An 18,447-nucleotide genomic window follows, 5' to 3' on the forward strand; every position below is an offset into this window, starting at 1 on the left:
CGACCCTCCGGGAGCGGACTACTGCAGCGCCAGCGTGCGGATGACCAGCCGGGCGGCATCCCCGCCGTCGGCGAGCGCGGTCTCGACGGCTGCCGGGACGTCCAGGTCGGTGACCAGCGCGTCCCGCACCGCGGCGACGGCCGTGTCCGATCCGGTCTTGCGGCCCGCGGCCACGTACAGCTCCTCGAGCCGCTGCATCGCGAACGCGACGTCCGCGGGGCGGTGGTCCCACTCCGCGTCCCATCGCCTGTCCAGCACCAGCATCCGCAGCGCGGCGCCGGACGCCGACCCGAGGAGGTCCTGCACCAGGACGAGGTTGCCGGTGGACTTCGCCATCTTGACCCCGTCGACCCGGACCGTCCCGACCCGGAAGCCGCGCCGCGCGAACAGGCCGGCGCCGGTGGCGGCCGCGGCCATCGCGGACTGGTAGGCGTGGTGCGGGAACGCGAGGTCGGCGCCGCCGGCCAGCACGTCGACCACCCCGCCCAGCGTGGCCGCGGCCATCGCAGCGCACTCCGCGTGCCACCCCGGCCGCCCCGGTCCCCACGGGCTGGGCCACGCCGGGTGGACCCCGTCGGAGGGCTTCCACACCGCGACGTCGAACGGGTCGTCACGGCGCGGGTCGTCCGGCTCGTCGCCGTACTCCGCCGCCAGCACGAGCGCGGTGTCCCGGTCCAGCCCGGCCGCCTCCGGTACGCCGGAACCCCGGAAGTAGACGTGTCCGTCACGCTCGTACGCGGCACCGGTCGCGACCAGGGCCTGCGCCAGCGCGATCACGTGCCGGACGTGGTGGCGTGCCCGCGGTGCGTGGTCCGGCGGGCGCACGTGCAGGTCGGCCATCGTCCGGTCGAACCAGAACTCCTGGCGCAGGCCGAACTCGTCGTAGGCGACATCGCGTTCGACGGCGGTCCGGGTCAGCACGTCGTCGACGTCGGTGACGTTGCGGCTCACCACGGTCCGGCCGCCGGTCATGCGGATCACCCGCGCCAGCACGTCGGCCCAGACGAACGTCGCAGCGTGCCCGAGGTGGGTCACGTCGTACGGCGTGATCCCGCAGACGTAGATCCGCGACGGCACGGTCAGCGGCAGCGGTTCGCCGCCCAGTAGGAAACCGGCGCCGCTCCCGAAGTCGCCCGCCCCGGGCTCCATCTGCTGGTCCATGGCCCCAAAGTAGCCCCGCCCCGGCACGTCATCCCCTGGCGGCGTCGATCACCCGGTCCAGGACGCCGCGCAGATCCTCCAGCTCGGAGAGCTCCATCCCGAGGCGTTCGACGATCGCCGGCGGGATGAGCTCGGCCCGCGCCCGCAGCGCCCTGCCCTCGCCGGTCAGCGAGACGGCGAGGCTGCGCTCGTTGCCCGGCACTCGCCTACGGGTGAGCAGCCCGGCGGCCTCCAACCGCTTGAGCAGCGGCGACAGCGTGCCGGGGTCGAGCGCCAGCGCCGTCGCCAGCTCACCGACCGACCGCGGCGACCGCTCCCAGAGCGCCAGCATCACGAGGTACTGCGGGTGCGTGAGGCCCATCGGCTCCAGCAGCGGGCGGTAGAGCGCGATCACGTTCCGGGCAGCGACGGCCAGGCCGAAGCACACCTGACGGTCCAGCTGCAGTAGATCCACGTCACGTCCCGCTGCGGCCTCCACGCCAGGGATCGTACACTCTTGGGGCACCAACAATTAGGGAGCAAACAGTGGACGAGCGGATCCGGCCGAACCCGGCGCGGTGGGTGCTCTACGTGTTCGGCGCGGGCCTTCCGACACGTCACCGGACCTGGGTCCTGCACGACGTGACGGCGCGGACCTGGCAGCTCCGCCACCTCGCCCGCACCACCGTGCAGCTGCTCCCGATCGGGATCCTGCTGTTCCTGTTCATCCCGAGCCCGCCGTACGTCCGCGCGCTGGCCGTGCTGGCCGGCGCCCTGCTCGGCTACTTCTACTCCGCGGCCTACATGACCGAGTCTGCCGAGCACCGCGTGATGAAGGCCGGCTACCCGGTCGGTACCGCCGCCGCCGTCCGGGAGGCGGCGCACGAGGACGCGAACGCCGCCGCCCGGGAGCGGTACGAGCAGCGCTGGCGGACCTGAGCCGTCGGTGGCGCCAGCCGCTCGTGCCGTCGTCGACGGCGGACGTCGATGACGTCACCATCGCGGTCCCGCTCTCGCCGCCCGCGACCAGGGCGACCGTGCCCCGGAGCTCACCGTCGCCGGGCCTCCCCGTCCGTGCTGCCGTCGCCGTCGGCGATCACCCTGTCGGACACCGCACGGCCCCCATCTCCCCGGCCCCGCCGACGCGGGTCAGGTGGGCGGCTCCAGATCGGAGAGGTCCACGTCGGGGCGCAGGCCGTGCCAGGACGGGTGCCGGAACGACCCGTCCCGGGTGAACTGGCGGTAGTGGATGTCGCCCACCAGACCCGGCTCGGCCCAGTGCACGGTGCCGAGCGGGCCGGCCGGTCGCCAGCGGTGGGTGCGGTCGTCCACCGGCACCGGCGGGTCCGGCCGTGAGCGCTCCTCGAGCAGATCGCGGAGCCGGTCGCGGGTGGCCTGGCTGAAGCCGGTACCGACGTCGCCCGCGTAGACCAGCTCCCCCGATCCGTCCGGCACCGCCATCTGCAACGACGACAGGTGGCGCCCGCTCGTCGCGCTCGGGGTCCAGCCGATCACCGCGACCGAGCAGGTGCGCCGGATCGGGGTCTTGATCCACGACCTGCTGCGTCGCCCTGGCTCGTAGCGGGAGTCGAGCCGCTTGGCCACGACGCCCTCCAGTCCCTGGGCGTCCACGGCGGACAGCATCTGCTCGCCGGAGATCCCGGTGAACGACGGCGGCACGTACACCCCGCCGTGCTCGTCGAGGCCGAGTTCGAGCAGCGCCTCCCGCCGCCGCTCGTACGGCACCCGGACGAGATCCTCGCCGTCGTGGTGCAGCAGGTCGAACACGACGAGCGTGACCGGCACCTGCTCCCGCAGCTCGGCGGACGGCCGGGTCAGATTCATCCGCTGCTGGAGCAGCCCGAAGTCCGCCCGTCCCGACGAGTCCAGCGCGACGACCTCGGTGTCCAGCAACAGCCCCGGCCCGAGGTCCAGTTCGGACAGTTCCGGATAGCCCGCCGTCAGGTCCTTGTCGTTGCGCGAGCGCAGCCGCAGCCGCCCGTCCCGTGCGGCCGCGACGGCGCGGATGCCGTCGAACTTGATCTCGAAAGCCCATCGGTCGCCGCCGGGCACCGGGCCGGCCGTCGCCAGCATCGGCGCGATCCACGCGGGTCCGTCCACGTCCGCATCGTCGCCCAGTGGGCCTCAGGTGACCAGGCCGGCCCGGAACGCCAGCGCGACGGCCTGGACCCGGTCCCGCGACTGCGTCTTCGCCAGCACGTGCCCGACGTGCGTCTTCACGGTCGCCTCGGACACGACGAGCTCTGCGGCGATCTCGGAGTTCGTCAGCCCGCGTCCGATGAGGACGAGCACGTCGCGCTCGCGCGGGGTGAGCTCGCCAGGCACGGCGGCCTGCTGCTGCCGGTCCGGTTCCGGCTCGGCGAGCAGCGGCGCGGTGCGGCGCAGCAGGCGGCGGGTGGAGACCGGGTCGACGACGGAGTCGCCCCGGTGCACCGTGCGCACCGCTTCGATCAGGGCCTGCGGCGCGACGTCCTTGAGCAGGAACCCGCTGGCGCCCGCGCCGATCGCTGCGGTGACCGACTCGTCGAGGTCGTACGTCGTGAGCACGACGATCCGCAGGTCCGGATGGGTCTCCAGCGCACGCCGGGTGGTCTCGATGCCGTCGAGGCGCGGCATCCGGACGTCCATCAGCACGACGTCCACCGGCGTGGTCTCCAGCACCCGCAGCGCGTCCTCGCCGTCGGCGGCCTGGGCGACCACGGTGAGGTCGTCGCACGAGTCGAGCACCATCGCGAAGCCGGCGCGGACCAGTTCCTGGTCGTCGACGAGCAGCAGGCGCACGGGGTCGGTCACGTCAGGTCCTCACGGTGCGGTCGGTGCGGGCGTACGGGAGTCGCATGCGGACGGTGAAGCCTCCGCCCGTGTTCGGTCCGGTCTCGACGGACCCGCCGTGCAGCGCGGCCCGCTCGCGCATGCCGACCAGCCCGTGACCTCCGCGCGGTGGAGTCGGCCGCGGCCCGGACGCGCCGTCGTCGCGGATCTCGACGGTCAGCTCGTCGCGGCCCCAGTCCATCCCGACGCGGGCCGGGGTGGACGGCCCGGCGTGCTTGACGACGTTCGTCAGCGCCTCCTGCACGACGCGGTAGACGGCCAGGCCGGCGCCGGTGGTCAGCGTGGCCGGGGTGCCGGACGTCCCGAACGTGACCGGTAGGCCACCGGCCCTGACCTGCTCGACGAGAGCCGGGACGTCGTCCGCGCCGGGCTGCGGGCCGCCGTCGGCGGTGTCGTCCACGGGGGCCGTGTCGCGCAACATGTCCAGCAGGCCACGCACGTCGTTCAGCGCCTCCCGCCCGGTCGTCGCGATGCCGGCGAGCACGTCGACGGCCCGCCCGGGGTCCCGTGTCGCGGCGTACTGCCCTCCGTCGGCCTGGGCGATGATCCCGGACAGCGAGTGCGCGACGACGTCGTGCACCTCGCGGGAGATCCGCGCCCGTTCCGCGAGCAGCTCGAGCCGGACCTCCTGACGGCGCCCCTCCTCCAGGAGCCTGGCCCGCTCGCGCAGCTGCTCGACCGAGCGGCGACGGGCCCTCCGGAGCGCCCCGGCCAGCCACACGCACAGCGCGACCAGCACGGACACGACGACCATGAACACCAGCACACCGGCGGGCGCTCCCGCGCCGCCGCCGCGGACGGCGAACGGCAGCACCCCGCCGAACAGCATCACCCCGGCCATCAGCGGCCCGGCCCACCGCGGCCCGTAGACGACGACCGAGTACCCCATGATCAGGACCGGCAGCTCGAGGCCCCGGACCCCGATGACGGACAGCGCGACCGCCGCGATCACCGCCGTCACGATCGCCGACGGCAGCGGGAACCGGCGTCGCAGCACGATCGGCGCGGCCGCCACGACCGCGACGACGGTGCTCTGGTCCCACTGCACCCGCGGGCTGTACGCGCTGCGCGCCAGAGCGATCCCGATCAGGGCGACGAGCACGGCGAGCACCGCGTCGACGACGACCGGGTTCCGCCGGCACCACTCGACGTAGCGCTCCACCACCGACGGCCGGCGTTCGTCCACGCTCCGAGATGATCCCCTCATGGGAGTGGACGATGCCCGCACCCCCATCCCCCGCGCGTCGGAGCACGGTCGGATCTCCGACGTCCGACCACGGTCGGAGACGCCACGGTCGGGGCGACCGCCACACCGTCACGCTCGACGCCCCTGCGGTGACCGAGTGGCGGGTTGCGGCGGTTCCGACCGCCGAAACGTCACGCTCGATCGCCGACCCCCTGGTCGAGCGGCACGTCGTGGTGGTGCCGACCCGGCTTCCCGGCCGGGCCGCCGGGATCCGGCATCGGCCGGCGCTCCCCATGATCAGCGATCCGGCGACGTTCCGTGCCACACACGGCGCCGATCCGCGCCGGTCCGGCGATCAGCGGAGGCGGAGGCGGTCCCGGAGGCGGGACCCGACGGACGTGGTGCGCGTCGGGAGTCGGCCGGCCACCGCATCGTCGAGCAGGGAACCGACGGTCTCGGCGGCGTCGGTGCGATTCGTGCCGATCCCGCCGGACGGGCCACGCTTGATCCACCCGACGACGTAGTGACCGGGGCGGTCGGCCACCCGGCCGGCGTCGTTCGGGATCGTGCCGCGGTCCTCGTCGAACGGGAGCCCGGGCACGGGTGAGCCGCGGTGACCGACGGCGCGCACGACGAGATCGGCCGGAATCGTCGCACCGTCGACGACGACGCCGTCGACGTGACCCGAGCCGGTGATCCGCTCCGGAGCGGCGAGGAACCGGAACACGATCCGCGGTCGCTCGGGGATCGAGGCGTAGGAGACGCGCTCGTGCGTCGCGGAACCGAGCAGGGCGCTCGCCGTGCCCGCCACGGCCTCGCCGACGGCCTTCTCGACGCGCGGGTCGTGCGTGTCCAGCACCACGTCCACATCGGACCGTCGCAGTAGCGCGCGCAGTTCCGGCGCGGTGGCCGCCACCGTCTCCGGACCGCGGCGGGCCAGCAGCACGACCTCGCGCACCGGGCGGGACCCCAACGCGGACAGGGCGTGCGGCGCGATCGTCGTCCCCGCGAGGTCCGACGGGTCCGCGGTCAGGATGCGCGCCACGTCGATCGCGACGTTCCCGGTCCCGACGATCACGACCCGGCCGGTCGGGTCCACAGCGGACGCCGCGACGTCGGGGTGGCCGTTGTACCAGCTGACGACGGTCCCGGCCGCGACGTTGCCGGGCAGGTCCTCACCGGGGACGCCCAGGTCGCGGGCTCCGGACGCGCCGACGGCGTGGATCACCGCGTCGTGCCGGGACGCCAGCTCGTCGACGGTGACGTCACGACCGACCTCCGTGCCGAGCCGCATGCGGACCCGCGGGTGGTCGTGGAAGCGCGCGAACGATCCCCCGATCGCCTTCGTCGACGGGTGGTCCGGCGCGACGCCGTAGCGGACCAGCCCGCCCGGCGTGTCCAGCCGGTCGTAGAGCGTCACGCGGGAGCTGGTGTGCAGCAACAGGTCCTGCGCGGCGTACATGCCGGCCGGGCCGGTCCCGACGACGGCCACGTCCAACGGACGTATGTCCGACGGGAGGCTCCGCCGGAACTGCGGCGGATCCCACGAGTGGAACAGCGGTGACCCTTCTGCGCGTTGCCCGGCGACCGGCTTGCCGTCGTAGAATGCGGCGTTGACCTCGGCGTACTCGGCCAGCGACGCCGTCAGCTTCTCCACCGGGAACACGGCGTCCACCGGGCAGGCGTCCGCGCACGCCCCGCAGTCGATGCACGCCCGCGGGTCGATGTAGAGCATGTCGGTCGTGCCGAACTCCGCCTCGTCCGGAGTCGGGTGGATGCAGTTGACCGGGCACGCCGCCACACAGGACGCGTCGGTGCAGCAGGTCTGCGTGATCGCGAACGCCATCGCCCTCGTGTCCCGGCGTCAGATCAGGTTGGCGCGCTTGTAGAACCAGAGAGCCGGCTTCGTGAGCAGCCCGCAGGACGCGAGGAACTCCATCAGCCCGGCGCAGGAGCTGCGCAGCAGCGCCTTGTGATGCTCGTTGTCCTTCTTCTCGCGCAGCGCCCGCTGCTCGTCGAGCCCGGCGTTGGCGTAGATCTTGTCGTTCCACATGCTGGTGACGATGAAGTAGGCCGCCCCGGCGACGCTGACGGCGTTGATCTGGCGCCGCAGCCAGCCGGAGCCCTTCATCCTCTCCTTCGTCTCCTCCCGGGCGAACTTCATGTGCCGGGACTCCTCGACGACGTGGATGTCGTTGATCGTCCGCACGAACGGGGCGACGCGCTCGTCGCGCATCCAGTCGCGCTGCATGACGTCGAGGACCTCTTCGGCGACCAGGATCGACGCGTAGGCCGCCTCACCGGACGCCACGGTCTTGAAGATCCGTCCGAGCTCGACGGCCGTGCGCCGCGGGATGTACGCGGGCGCACCGAGCTTCGTCGCGCCGCGGGCGAACATGATCGAGTGCCGGCACTCGTCGGCGATCTCGGTCAGCGCCCACTGGAACTCGGGGTCCGTCGGGTCCTTCGCGTAGAAGTCCCGCAGCACCATCTGCTGCAGGATCATCTCGAACCAGATGCCCGTGCTGGCCACCGACGCCGCCTCGTGGCGGGTCAGCTCCTTGCGCTGGGCGTCGGTCATCTCGTCCCAGTAGGACGTCCCGTAGAGCGTGCTCCACTCAGGACTGGTGCCGTGGTGGTCCTTGTCGAGCGGGGTCTCCCAGTCGACCTGCTTGGCCGGATCGAACGACAGTTGCTCCGACGAGCGGAGCAGGCGGGTCGCGGTGTCGTGCGCGGCCTGGTCGTCGGTGACGGTCATCGCTCACACCTCACAAGAGGACGGCTTCGATGTTACCGCCGGTAACGTTACCAGAGGTAACACCTCGCCGCATCCCCGCAGATCGCGCATCACGCGTCCACGATCATGGCGTCGGCCGTGCCGTGGTCAAGGAAGTCGACGCGCACCGCGAGGTCGATCGGCTCCCCGCCGGACGCAGGTCGTCAGGGCAGCTTGTAGATGCGCACCCAGTCCACCTCGTACGTGGCGGGCTGCATGTTCCCGCCGAAGAAGTTGTCCAGCTGGATCGTCAGATGCCCCGCGGGCATGTCCTGGATGTTCCTGCGGCTCCCGCCGGCTCCGCCGGAGTAGTCGAACCACTGCTTGCCGTCGATGTAGCCGCGCACGTGGTCCGGCGTCCACTCGAACGCGACGTTGTGCCACTGGGTCAGCGGCGCGCCACACTTCTTCTCCTTCGCGAACTCCTGCTGCACCGCGCCCGGGTCGTGCGGGTAGTGGATGAAGCTCTCCGCGCAGTCCTGGCCGGGCGCACCGTTCTCCAGGAAGTCGTACTCGCCGTCCTGCGGCCAGCGGTTCGACGTCGGCCAGACGATCAGCAGCGGGTGGTACTGCCTGCCGTTGTCCGGTCCGGTGGCCGTGGACCGCACGCGCGCCTCCCACCGGCCGTACCGCTGCGAGGTCTTGCTCCCGAGCCACGCACTGTTCCCGTTCGCGAGTCCGGTCTGGACCAGCTTCGATCCGTCCACCGTGGAGCGACTGGCGCAGCGGCCGCCGTTGCCCGCGTGGCCCGCCCAGCACTCGCCCGCCACGTTCCACTTCGCGGGGTCCGGCGGGCCGGTGTAGGTGAACTCGTCGGAGCCGGGGAGCGGCGCGCCCCAGTCGTAGCGCTCGGCGGCGGTCGTCGGGACGGCGGGCGCCTTCTTCGGTTCGGCGGCCGCCGGGTCCTCCGGCTTCGTCGGCTCGGCGGGCTTCGGATCGGCCGGCTCGGGATCAGCGAGCTTCGGATCGGCGGTCGTGGGATCTGCCGGCTCGGGATCCGCCGGCACGGCATCAGCAGGCTTGGGATCTGCCGGCTCGGGATCTGCCGGCTCGGGATCAGCCGGCTTGCGACCAGCCGGTGTCGAGCCAGGTTCGGAGTCCCTCGGCTCCGCCGGGCTCGATGCCGCCGGTGCGGGCTCCGAGACCGGATCCGGATCGTCCGCCACCGGTGCGGCCTGCGCCTCGGCCATCGGTATCGCCGCCGGCGCGGGTGCGGCGGCCACGACGGCGGGCGGGAACGGCGACGAGGACGGATCCGCCCTGGCCAGCTCGCTCCCCGCGAGGGCCAGCATCGCGCCGGTGACCAGTACCGCCACGCCGGTGACCGTGCGTACGCGCCTCATGACCGTGACCGCCCCCGTTCGGTATGTGACCGATGATGCAGAAGCGACGCTAGACACGCATGTGGACTGCGAGTCAGAAGTGATACCCGTTAGAGGTGTGACGGAACACGACCGTGTCGGTCACCAGGTGTCGACGAACGGCCGGACGTTCCCGGCCTTCACACCGGCGCTGAGCTGCGGAAACGATGCCGCGATCCAGCGCCGGGTGTCGGCCGGGTCGATCACGTCGTCGATCTCGAACACCTGCGCGGTCGAGACGGCCTTGCCCTTCTCGTACTCGGCCGCGAGGAGCTCGTCGAACAGCGCGGCGGGGTCGTCCGCGGCGTCCAGCTCCTTCCGGTAACCGAGCCGGACCGCTCCCTCCAGGCCCATCCCGCCGAGCTCCCCGGTCGGCCACGCCACGGCGAACGCGGCCGCCTTCAGCGATCCGCCGCACATGCCCTGCCCGCCGAGGCCGTAGCACTTGCGCAGGATGACCAACCCGATCGGCACGGACAGGTTCGCCCCGACCGCGAACAGCCTGCTGACGTGCCGGACGGCGGCCTGCTCCTCGGACTCGATCCCGACCATGAACCCCGGCGTGTCGCACAGCGAGATCACCGGGAGGCCGAACGCGTCGCAGAGCTGCAGGAACCGGGCGGCCTTGTCCGCGGCGTCCACGTCGATCGCGCCGCCGAGGTGGGTCGGGTCGTTTGCGATCAGACCCATCGGCCTGCCCTCGACCCGGACCAGGGCGGTGATCATGGCCGGGGCGAACCCGCGGCGCAGCTCCAGCACGGACCCGACGTCGGCGACCCCGTCGATCGCGACGCGCACGTCGTAGACCCGGCGGCGGTTCGGCGGGACGGCGTGGCGCAACGTGCGCGGGTCGGGCGCCTCCCAGTCCGCGACCGGCCCCTGGAAGTACGACAGGTACTGCCGCGCGACACGGGTCGCCTCCGCCTCGTCGGGCACCAGCACGTCGACGACGCCGTTCGGGACCTGCGTCGACATCGGACCGACGTCCTCCGGCGCGACGACGCCGAGACCACCGCCCTCGATCATGGCCGGACCGCCCATGCCGAGGTTCGCCCCCTCGACGGCGATGATCACGTCGCAGATCCCGGCGAGCGCGGCGTTGCCCGCGAAGCACCGACCCGCGACGACGCTCACCAGTGGCACCGTCCCGGACAGCTTCGCGACCAGCTCGAACGCAGGGACGTCCAACATGGACGCCCACGCGCCGTCGGTGTCGCCGGGGCGCCCGCCGCCGCCCTCGGCGTAGACGACGAGCGGCAGTCCGCGCCGCGCGCACAGCTCGAAGATCCGGTCCTTCTTGCGGTGGTTCGTGGCCCCCTGGGTGCCCGCCAGCACGGAGTAGTCGTAGGCGATGACGGCGACGCGCGCGTTCTCCTCGCCGACGAGGTCCGCGTTGACCGTCGCCGTCCCGGCCAGCATGCCGTCGGCCGGTGTGCGTTCGACGAGGTCGTCAAGGCTGCGACGGCGCCGTTGCGCGGCGATCGCGAGCGGTCCGTACTCGACGAACGACCCGTCGTCGCAGAGGTCGGCGAGGTTCTCCCGGGCCGTGCGCAGACCGCGCCCGTGCCGCTTCGCGACGGCGTCCGGACGGGCGGCGTCCAGGCCTCGCTCGTGCCGGGCGCGCACGTCCGCGAGGTCGGCACGGACGGTGTCGAGGTCGACGGCCTCGCCCACGCCATCGGACGTGTCGTCCACTTCGGATCGATCGAGGACGAGGAGCACCCCGCCCGCGTCGACCGTCTCCGCCGGCGTCACGACGATCTCGGTCACCGTCCCGGAGGACGGTGCCGCGACGACGTGCTCCATCTTCATCGCCTCGAGCACGACGAGCGCGGCTCCGGCCGCGACCTTGTCGCCGACCGAGACGTCGACGCTGACGACCGTCCCGGCACCCGCGGCCCGGACGAGTCCGGCGTCGTCGGGCGATCCGCCGGTCGCATCGCCCGGCCCGGGATCGGTGGAGCCGGGATCGGAGCCGTACCGGCGTGGGCGGTGGGCCGCACCGATCTCGCCGGCGTGGTCGTCGAGGAACGACGTGGTCAGCTCACCGCGCACGAAGGCGGGAGTCGCGACGATCCCGGCCAGCTCGTCGAGGTTCGTCGCGACGCCCTCGATCCGGCACTCGGACAGCGCCCGTGCCGCGCGGGCGGCAAGTACGGCGAGATCGCCGCCCCGGTCGTGGACGACGAGCTTGGCGAGCAGCGGGTCGTAGCGCGGGCTCACGTGGTAGCCGCGGTAACCGGCGCCGTCCACCCGGATGCCGCGCCCGGCCGGCAGGGACCACGCCGTGAGCCCGCCCGCCGACCCGGCGACGATCCGCAGTTGCACGGCGGCGCCGACGGGATCGCCGAACGGACGGACCTCGTCCAGCGTCGCGCCCGCCGCGATCCGGATCCCGGTCGCCACGAGATCGACGCCGGTGACCTCCTCGGTGATCGTGTGCTCGACCTGCAGACGCGGGTTGACCTCGAGGAACGAGATTCCCGTCGAGCTGACGAGGAACTCGACGGTGCCGAGCCCGGCGTACTGCACGGATTCCGCCAGCCGCACCGCGGCGGACCGCAGCTCGTCGCGGACGCCGGGATCGAGCCCTGGCGCCGGGGTGATCTCGACGACCTTCTGGTTCCGCCGCTGCACGGAGCAGTCCCGTTCACCGAGCGCGACGACGGCACCGCTGCCGTCGCCGACCACCTGCACCTCGACGTGCCGCGCGCCGGTCAGCAGCTCCTCGGCGTAGACGCGGTCGTCGCCGAACGCGGCGAGCGCCTCGGACGCACACCGGGCGTGCTCCGCGGCGACCTCGTCCGGGTCGCCGGACGTGACCGCCCGCATCCCCCGTCCACCGCCACCCGCGACGGCCTTGAGCATCACGGCAGGCACCGTGCGCGCGAACGCGGCCGCACCCGCGGCGTCGACCGGACCGTCGGTCCCGCGCGGCAGCGGCACCCCCGCCTCCCGCGCCAGCTCGCGGGCACGGGTCTTGTCCCCGAACGCGTCCAGCACCTCCGGCGACGGCCCGACGAACGTGATCCCAGCCGCCGCGCACGCCCGCGCGAACGTCGCGTTCTCGGACAGGAACCCGTAACCCGGGTGCACGGCGTCGGCCCCAGCCTCGCGGGCGGCGCGCACCACGTCGTCGACGTCGAGGTAGCCGGCAGGCCCGGATCCGGCCAGTGCGACGGGCTCGTCGACGGCGGACACGTGCGGGGCGTCCGCGTCGTCGGTGGCGTACACGCCGACCGGAGTCACACCGAGCTCGACGGCGGCGTGCGCGATCCGGATCGCGATCTCGCCCCGATTGGCGATCAACAAGCGGGAGAACACGTATCGGATACAACGTTCGCGATCACTCCGTGTCAACGCCGCAGACCCGTGCCCGACGTCGCCGCCGCACGAGAGGAGCTCTCCTCCGACGGCGGGGGCGCCTGCAACCCGTGGCGCCGGCGTGGTGTTCGGACCACCATGACGCGCATGACGACGGCCGACGTCCCCGCCCTGGACGACCTGGACTGGGACGCGCTGGGCGCCCGCCTGGACGACGACGGCGTCGCGGCCACCCCGCCACTGCTGTCCCGCGACCGGTGCGACGAGATCACGGCGATGTTCGACGACGACGCCCGCTTCCGCAGCACCGTCCAGATGGAACGGGTGTCGTTCGGCATCGGCCGCTACCGCTACTTCGCCGACCCCCTGCCCCCGCTCGTCCAGGAGCTGCGGGAGCGCGTGTACCCGCACCTGGCGCGCGTCGCGAACGGCTGGAACACCGCACTCGGTGAGCCCGGCCGGTTCCCGGACACGCACGCCGACTACGTCGCCGAGTGCGCCGACGCCGGCCAGCACAAGCCGACCCCGCTCGTGCTCCGCTACGGCCCCGGCGGCTACAACTGCCTGCACCAGGACGTGTACGGCGACCTCGTGTTCCCGCTGCAGTTCCTCGTGATGCTGTCCCGGCCGGACGTGGACTTCACCGGCGGCGAGAGCGTGTTCGTCGAGCAGCGGCCACGCCAGCAGTCACGCCCGACGGTCCTGCGCCCGGAGCAGGGTCAGGCGGTGATCTTCCCGGTGCGGCAGCGGCCGCGCCGGGGCAGCCGCGGGTACCACCGCGTGCAGATGCGCCACGGCGTGAGCGCCGTGCACTCGGGCGAGCGCAACGTCCTGGGGATCATCTTCCACAACGCTCGCTGACCTGCTCCGCCCGATCTTCCAGGCGCTGGGCTAGTCAGTTCTGGGGATCCGTCCGATCGCGCAGCAACGACTCGGCCGTTCAGCCGAGACACTAGCGTGACCACGCCGCAGATCCCCCGCCACAGCGCCGAGCCGACCGGTCGACCCGATATCCGTGCGACCCCGCAGATCCCCGCTCAGTGGGGACCCCCGACGGCTCCGCCTCAGTGGAACCACCCGCAGACCGGACCTCAGTGGGGCCACCCGCAGACCGGGCCCTACTGGAACCACCCACAGATCCCGCCCCAGTGGGCCGGCCCACCGTCCGCCCGGGGACCCCGGCCGGACCTGCCGAAGCGAGGTATCGGCCTCGGCCTGGCCGCGCTGATCACTGCCGCCATCGGGCTCCTGTTCGGTCTGTTCGGCTCGGCCATCGGGTTCCTGCTCGGCCTCGTGGCGATCGGCCTCGGCATCGCGGGCTACATCCGGCGGTCGGGGCGGGTCCTCGCCGCGGTCGGCGGCGGCGTCGCGGCCCTGGCGATGATCGCGAGTCTGACGGTCGCCTCCGTCGGTGCGTCGACGAGCTCCACTCCGGCAAGCGCATCACCCACGCCGTCCGCGCCCCCGGTGTCGACGGCACCGGTCGCGCAGCCGACGACGGCACCGCCTCCGCCACCGGCACCCGCACGCACCATCACCGCTCGTGACTGGCAGAAGATCGCGAAGGACCCCACCGCCCACATCGGAGAGTCGATCGTGGTCTACGGCACGGTCACGCAGTTCGACGCCGCCACCGGCACCGACTCGTTCCGCGCGAACGTCGACGGCGTCCGCCAGCAGAACGAGTACGAGTACGAGACGAACACCTTTCTCACCGGAGACGTCTCGACGCTGTCCGACGTGGTCAACGGCGACACCTTCCGCGCGGAGGTCGTGGTGGGCCAGCCGTACACCTACACGACGACGATGGGCGGGCAGATGACGGTGCCGACCCTGAGCGTCACGAAGATCGCGCCCCTCAAGTAGGGACGAGTAGGTCCCGGCTCAACCGCAACGCTCGCTGACCTGCTCGGACAGCGGAGGCGCTCCGAGGCGGTTGTCGATCTCGACGTGTTCGACGGGCGGTGGTTCCTCCGGCCGCATACGGGCCACGAACACGTCGAACGCATCCAGCTTGCCGGTGTCCCGGGGCGAGCCGCGGCTCTCCAGGCGGTGCCGGAGCGACGCGGAGTCGGTGCGGACCCACACCAGTCGCACCCGGGGTCCGCCGAGCTCGTCGACCCAGGACCGCCAGCGGTCCATCGAACGGATCTGTCCGGTGAACGGCCCGGACAGCAGCACCGGGCACCCGTGCGACCGGATCTCCCGCGCGACGGCCGTCATGCCGCCGTACTCGTGGATCTTGACGTGCTCGTCGTACCACTCGCCCTCGCGCTCGCCGGGGTCGCGGCCCGCGGCGGCGAGCGTCGCGGCGACGAACGCGCCGTAGAGCGTGTCCTTGTCCAGCAGGGCAGGCGTCGGCGTGAGCAGCGACAACAGCTCGTCGGAGACGGTGCTCTTGCCGGAACCCGGCGGTCCGGCGACGACCCAGGCATCCGCGATGGCCATGCCCCGCATCCTCCCCCGGCGACGCCCGGGAGAATCGGCCGTGATGGACCGCTACGAGGCGCTGCGCACACCGCAGGGCCGGGCGCTGCTCGACGAGCTGGTCGCCCGCTCCGCGGAGCCGGCGCTGCGCCTGGGCACGGAGCTGCGCACGCGGTACCCGGCCGACCTCGTGGTGGACGCGCTCGGGCAGGCAGAGCTGCGCGGCCGGGCGGCGGCCAAGTTCAGCCGGGCCGCGGACCTGTTCCTCACCCGCGACGGGCTGGAGCAGGCGTCGTCCGAGGCGGTCGCACGGCATCGCGCCGGGCGGTTCCCGGCCGGTGCGCCCCTGGTCGACCTGTGCTGCGGGATCGGCGGCGACCTCGTCGCGCTCGGAGCGGACCACCCGGTGCTCGGCGTCGACCGGGACCCGGTCCACCTGTGGATGGCCGCGCGCAACGCCGAGGCGTACCGAGTCGACGTCCGGACCCTCGAGTCCGACGTCCGGGACGCACCCCTGGACGGCGCGAGCGGCGTGTTCGTCGACCCGGCACGACGGGGCGAGCGTGGCCGGATGGCCACCGGCGAGAGCGAGCCGCCGCTGGACTGGTGCCTGGCGCTGGCCGGGCGGGTCGGCGCCGTCGGCATCAAGGCCGCCCCCGGTATCGCGCACGACGTCGTCCCGGACGGCTGGGAGATCGAGTTCCTGTCGCTCGGACGGGACATCAAGGAGGCCGTGCTGTGGTCCCCGGCGCTCGCCGGGCCACGGGTGAGGGCCAGCGTGCTGCCGCCGACCGGGCCCGCGCCGGTCGCGCCCGACGCGCACACGCTGACCGGGGACCCGGACCCGCCGGAGGGCGATCCGGACGTCCGCGTCGTCGATCCCGGCGGCTACCTGCTGGACCCGAACCCGGCCGTCACCCGCGCCGGTCTGGTGTCCGAACTGGCGCGGCGCACCGGCACGTCGAAGATCGACCCGAGGATCGCGTTCCTGACCGGCGACGCGCCCGTCGCGACGCCGTTCGCCCGCACGCTGCAGGTGATCGACTCCGCCCCGTGGGACCAGAAACGGCTGCCCGCCCGGCTGCGGGCGCTCGACGTCGGTTCCGTGGACGTCCGCCGCCGCGGGCTGGCGGGCGACGTGGACGCGCTGGTCCGCAAGCTCCGCCTGACCGGGTCACGACGCGCGACGGTCGTCATGACGCGCGTGCGGGACACGCCGTGGGGGCTCGTCTGCGTGGAGCCGGAGATCACACCCGCGGGAAGTGGATGAACTCCAGCGCGATCCCGTCCGGGTCGTGAAACTCGAGCGTCGCGTAGTCGGTCGGCTCCGTGCGGTCCGCGACGCCGTCGTGCGCAACGCCGAGCGTGTCCAGCCAGGCCGCCCATCCCTCGAGCGTCGCGCGGTCGGCGACCCCGAACGCGACGTGTGCGAGGTGCGCGGGCGTCCCGTCCCCGCGTCGTAGCTCGATCATCACGCCGGTCGTGGTGTCCAGGAGCAGGGCGGCACCGTCGCGGTCCCACGGACCCTCGCCGTGGTGCGGGAACGTGGCAGGCAGACGTTGCAACCCGAGCACCCGTTGGTACCAGGTCGCGCTGGTCTCGACGTCCGACACGACCGCCGACACATGATGGAAGCCGGTGACGGCCGGCCGTTCGATGCCCGTGCCCATCGGCGCCCTTCTGCACGTGGAGAGGTCGCGGTCAGTCAATCGGTCGGGCGGGTGCCGTGTCCACCCGGCGCACCGCCGGTACGGTCGCCACGGTGACCGACGTACCCGAGTCGATGCGATGCAGCGTGCTCCGTGGAGCGGGCGAGCTCGAGGTCCGCGAGCGGGCGGTCCCGAGCCCGGCTCACGGTGAGGTGCTCGTCCGGATCAGCGCCGTCGGCACCTGCGGCTCCGACGTGCACTACTACCGGCACGGACGGATCGGCAAGTACGTCGTGCGGGAGCCGATGGTGCTCGGGCACGAACCGGCCGGGCGGATCGTCGCCGTCGGCGAGGGCGTCGACCCCTCGCGGACCGGGCAGCGGGTGTCGCTCGAGCCCGGCGTGCCGTGCCGTCGCTGCCGCTGGTGCCACGAGGGCCGCTACAACCTGTGCCCGGACATCGTGTTCTTCGCGACCCCTCCGGTGGACGGGGCGTTCGCGGAGTACGTCGCGATCGCCGACGACTTCGCGCACCCGGTACCGGACTCCGTGTCCGACGACGCGGCCGCCCTTCTCGAGCCGCTGTCCGTCGCGCTGTGGGCGAACGCGAAGGCCGGCACCGGGCTCGGCTCGCACGTCCTGGTCGCCGGTGCCGGACCGATCGGTCTGCTCGTGGCCCGGGTCGCCCAGGTCCGCGGCGCCACCCGCGTCGTGATCTCCGATCCGGACGCCGGGCGGCGCCGGTTCGCCGCCGGCTACGGCGTCGGCGAGACCGTCGACCCCGGCGCGACGACGCTCGACCGCGAGGTCGACGCGTTCCTGGACTGTTCCGGCGCGCCGCCCGCGGTGACGGCCGGGATCGCGGCCGTGCGACCGGGCGGGTCGGTGACGCTGGTCGGCATGGGCGCCGACGAGATGACGCTCCCGGTGTCGGCCATGCAGTCCCGGGAGATCTCGCTGACCGGCACGTTCCGCTACGCGAACACGTGGCCCGCCGCCGTCGCGCTGGCCGCGTCCGGGGAGATCGAGCTGGACCGGCTCGTCACCTCGCACGTCGGCCTGGACGACGTCGGCACCGCGCTGTCCCCCGACCCGGCGCAGGTCAAGGTCGTCGTCACGCCCGGGGCGTGAACCGGATCCGCGTCGCGGACCGTCCGGAGTGGACCGACGACGTCGTCGCGCTGGTCCGGTCCGCGGGACCCGGCCCGGCCGGGAACCGGCTCGTCGGCGTCGACGGGTACTCCGGGTCCGGGAAGTCGACGCTCGCCGGGCGGCTGGCCGACCGGCTCGGTGCCCCGCTGCTCACGCTGGAGGAGATCACGCCCGGCTGGGACGGCCTGGCCGCGGCGATCGAGCTGGCGCGCATCGCGATCGCGGAGCCGCTCGCCCACGGCCGTGACCTACGACCGCCCACATGGGACTGGCACGCGGGCGCACCCGGCCCCGTCCGCAGCGTCGCAGCCGCCCCGGTCGTCGTGCTGGAGGGCTGTGGAGCGGGGTCGCCGGTCCTTGCTCCGACGACGTCGCTGCTGGTCTGGGTGGACGTGCCGGCCGGGGAACGGGAGCGACGACTGCGGGCCCGTGACGACTGGGAGGTCTACGCGCCGTTCCGCGAACGATGGCGCGCACAGGAAGCCGGCCTCGCCGGGACGGACCGGCGGGCCGACGTCGTGCTGGACAACGAGGAGGACCCGGCCGCCCCCTCGACGGCCGGGTCCTCCACGTCCTGACG

Annotated in this window: 17 protein-coding genes; 6 read left to right on the plus strand and 11 right to left on the minus strand. The window is 73.1% G+C overall.

All coding sequences use genetic code 11. The features are described from left to right. Nucleotides 1-18 precede the first annotated feature (18 nt). Both EV378_RS13530 and EV378_RS13535 read right to left on the minus strand, forming a co-directional pair. Nucleotides 19-1,161: a cysteine--tRNA ligase gene (locus tag EV378_RS13530; protein ID WP_132424766.1), complete on the minus strand. Its 1,143-nt coding sequence runs from the start codon at nucleotides 1,159-1,161 to the stop codon at nucleotides 19-21. Between the two features lie 28 nt (nucleotides 1,162-1,189). Then, nucleotides 1,190-1,615 carry a MarR family winged helix-turn-helix transcriptional regulator gene (locus EV378_RS13535; protein WP_341540424.1) on the minus strand — a complete coding sequence of 142 codons (426 nt, stop codon included), beginning with the start codon at nucleotides 1,613-1,615 and terminating at the stop codon, nucleotides 1,190-1,192. Between the two features lie 71 nt (nucleotides 1,616-1,686). Here EV378_RS13535 and EV378_RS13540 point away from each other — a divergent pair, with 71 nt between their 5' ends. Further along, the gene (locus tag EV378_RS13540; protein WP_132424769.1) at nucleotides 1,687-2,079 is read left to right on the plus strand and encodes a DUF5313 family protein; all 393 of its coding nucleotides are present in this window, start codon (nucleotides 1,687-1,689) and stop codon (nucleotides 2,077-2,079) included. 210 nt (nucleotides 2,080-2,289) lie between these two features. On the opposite strand, the gene ligD is transcribed toward EV378_RS13540, so the two are convergent. The 7 genes from ligD to EV378_RS13575 all read right to left on the minus strand — a co-directional run bounded on the left by ligD (nucleotide 2,290) and on the right by EV378_RS13575 (nucleotide 12,625). Beyond that, complete coding sequence (ligD, locus tag EV378_RS13545; protein ID WP_243653437.1) at nucleotides 2,290-3,261, minus strand: non-homologous end-joining DNA ligase; 972 nt, start codon at nucleotides 3,259-3,261, stop codon at nucleotides 2,290-2,292. 24 nt (nucleotides 3,262-3,285) lie between these two features. Further along, nucleotides 3,286-3,954, minus strand: a complete 669-nt coding sequence (locus EV378_RS13550) for a response regulator (protein ID WP_207908659.1) — start codon at nucleotides 3,952-3,954, stop codon at nucleotides 3,286-3,288. 1 nt (nucleotide 3,955) lies between these two features. Then, nucleotides 3,956-5,179 (minus strand): sensor histidine kinase, encoded by a 1,224-nt coding sequence (locus EV378_RS13555; RefSeq protein ID WP_165922277.1) that lies wholly within the window; start codon nucleotides 5,177-5,179, stop codon nucleotides 3,956-3,958. Between the two features lie 355 nt (nucleotides 5,180-5,534). After that, entirely contained in the window at nucleotides 5,535-7,025 is a 1,491-nt protein-coding gene (locus EV378_RS13560) for an FAD-dependent oxidoreductase (protein WP_132424775.1), read from the minus strand. Nucleotides 7,026-7,043: 18 nt separating this feature from the next. Continuing rightward, a complete protein-coding gene (locus EV378_RS13565) occupies nucleotides 7,044-7,937 on the minus strand; it encodes an AurF N-oxygenase family protein (protein ID WP_132424778.1) in 894 nt (297 codons plus the stop codon). Between the two features lie 182 nt (nucleotides 7,938-8,119). Next, nucleotides 8,120-9,298, minus strand: a complete 1,179-nt coding sequence (locus EV378_RS13570; protein ID WP_132424782.1) for a family 16 glycosylhydrolase — start codon at nucleotides 9,296-9,298, stop codon at nucleotides 8,120-8,122. 120 nt (nucleotides 9,299-9,418) lie between these two features. Next, entirely contained in the window at nucleotides 9,419-12,625 is a 3,207-nt protein-coding gene (locus EV378_RS13575; protein ID WP_341540425.1) for an acetyl-CoA carboxylase family protein, read from the minus strand. Between the two features lie 162 nt (nucleotides 12,626-12,787). Between EV378_RS13575 and EV378_RS13580 the strand changes: the two genes are divergently transcribed. Beyond that, nucleotides 12,788-13,501: a 2OG-Fe(II) oxygenase gene (locus EV378_RS13580; protein ID WP_132424788.1), complete on the plus strand. Its 714-nt coding sequence runs from the start codon at nucleotides 12,788-12,790 to the stop codon at nucleotides 13,499-13,501. A 96-nt stretch (nucleotides 13,502-13,597) separates the two neighbouring features. After that, nucleotides 13,598-14,506 carry a proline-rich domain-containing protein gene (locus EV378_RS13585; protein ID WP_132424791.1) on the plus strand — a complete coding sequence of 303 codons (909 nt, stop codon included), beginning with the start codon at nucleotides 13,598-13,600 and terminating at the stop codon, nucleotides 14,504-14,506. A gap of 18 nt (nucleotides 14,507-14,524) precedes the next feature. On the opposite strand, the gene EV378_RS13590 is transcribed toward EV378_RS13585, so the two are convergent. Then, nucleotides 14,525-15,088 carry a P-loop nucleotide/nucleoside kinase family protein gene (locus EV378_RS13590; protein WP_132424794.1) on the minus strand — a complete coding sequence of 188 codons (564 nt, stop codon included), beginning with the start codon at nucleotides 15,086-15,088 and terminating at the stop codon, nucleotides 14,525-14,527. Nucleotides 15,089-15,131: 43 nt separating this feature from the next. Here EV378_RS13590 and EV378_RS13595 point away from each other — a divergent pair, with 43 nt between their 5' ends. Further along, a complete protein-coding gene (locus tag EV378_RS13595; RefSeq protein WP_132424797.1) occupies nucleotides 15,132-16,337 on the plus strand; it encodes a class I SAM-dependent methyltransferase in 1,206 nt (401 codons plus the stop codon). Here EV378_RS13595 and EV378_RS13600 read toward each other — a convergent pair. Then, on the minus strand, nucleotides 16,315-16,737 hold the full coding sequence (locus tag EV378_RS13600; protein ID WP_132424800.1) for a VOC family protein: 423 nt from the start codon (nucleotides 16,735-16,737) through the stop codon (nucleotides 16,315-16,317). The genes EV378_RS13595 and EV378_RS13600 overlap by 23 nt on opposite strands. A 92-nt stretch (nucleotides 16,738-16,829) precedes the next feature. Between EV378_RS13600 and EV378_RS13605 the strand changes: the two genes are divergently transcribed. Then, a complete protein-coding gene (locus EV378_RS13605) occupies nucleotides 16,830-17,846 on the plus strand; it encodes an NAD(P)-dependent alcohol dehydrogenase (RefSeq protein ID WP_243653438.1) in 1,017 nt (338 codons plus the stop codon). After that, nucleotides 17,843-18,445, plus strand: a complete 603-nt coding sequence (locus EV378_RS13610) for a uridine kinase family protein (RefSeq protein ID WP_132424802.1) — start codon at nucleotides 17,843-17,845, stop codon at nucleotides 18,443-18,445. The genes EV378_RS13605 and EV378_RS13610 overlap by 4 nt, the downstream gene beginning before the upstream one ends. The last annotated feature ends 2 nt before the right edge of the window (nucleotides 18,446-18,447 follow it).

The organism is Pseudonocardia endophytica (genome assembly GCF_004339565.1).
Taxonomy (GTDB): domain Bacteria; phylum Actinomycetota; class Actinomycetes; order Mycobacteriales; family Pseudonocardiaceae; genus Pseudonocardia; species Pseudonocardia endophytica.

Excerpts from the sequence above, each read along its gene's own strand:
- EV378_RS13530 (WP_132424766.1), bottom strand. The coding sequence starts at position 1,161 with ATGGACCAGCAGATGGAGCCCGGGGCGGGCGACTTCGGGAGCGGCGCC.
- EV378_RS13560 (WP_132424775.1), bottom strand. The coding sequence starts at position 7,025 with ATGGCGTTCGCGATCACGCAGACCTGCTGCACCGACGCGTCCTGTGTG.
- EV378_RS13565 (WP_132424778.1), bottom strand. The coding sequence starts at position 7,937 with ATGACCGTCACCGACGACCAGGCCGCGCACGACACCGCGACCCGCCTG.
- EV378_RS13570 (WP_132424782.1), bottom strand. The coding sequence starts at position 9,298 with ATGAGGCGCGTACGCACGGTCACCGGCGTGGCGGTACTGGTCACCGGC.
- EV378_RS13580 (WP_132424788.1), top strand. The coding sequence starts at position 12,788 with ATGACGACGGCCGACGTCCCCGCCCTGGACGACCTGGACTGGGACGCG.
- EV378_RS13590 (WP_132424794.1), bottom strand. The coding sequence starts at position 15,088 with ATGGCCATCGCGGATGCCTGGGTCGTCGCCGGACCGCCGGGTTCCGGC.
- EV378_RS13595 (WP_132424797.1), top strand. The coding sequence starts at position 15,132 with ATGGACCGCTACGAGGCGCTGCGCACACCGCAGGGCCGGGCGCTGCTC.
- EV378_RS13600 (WP_132424800.1), bottom strand. The coding sequence starts at position 16,737 with ATGGGCACGGGCATCGAACGGCCGGCCGTCACCGGCTTCCATCATGTG.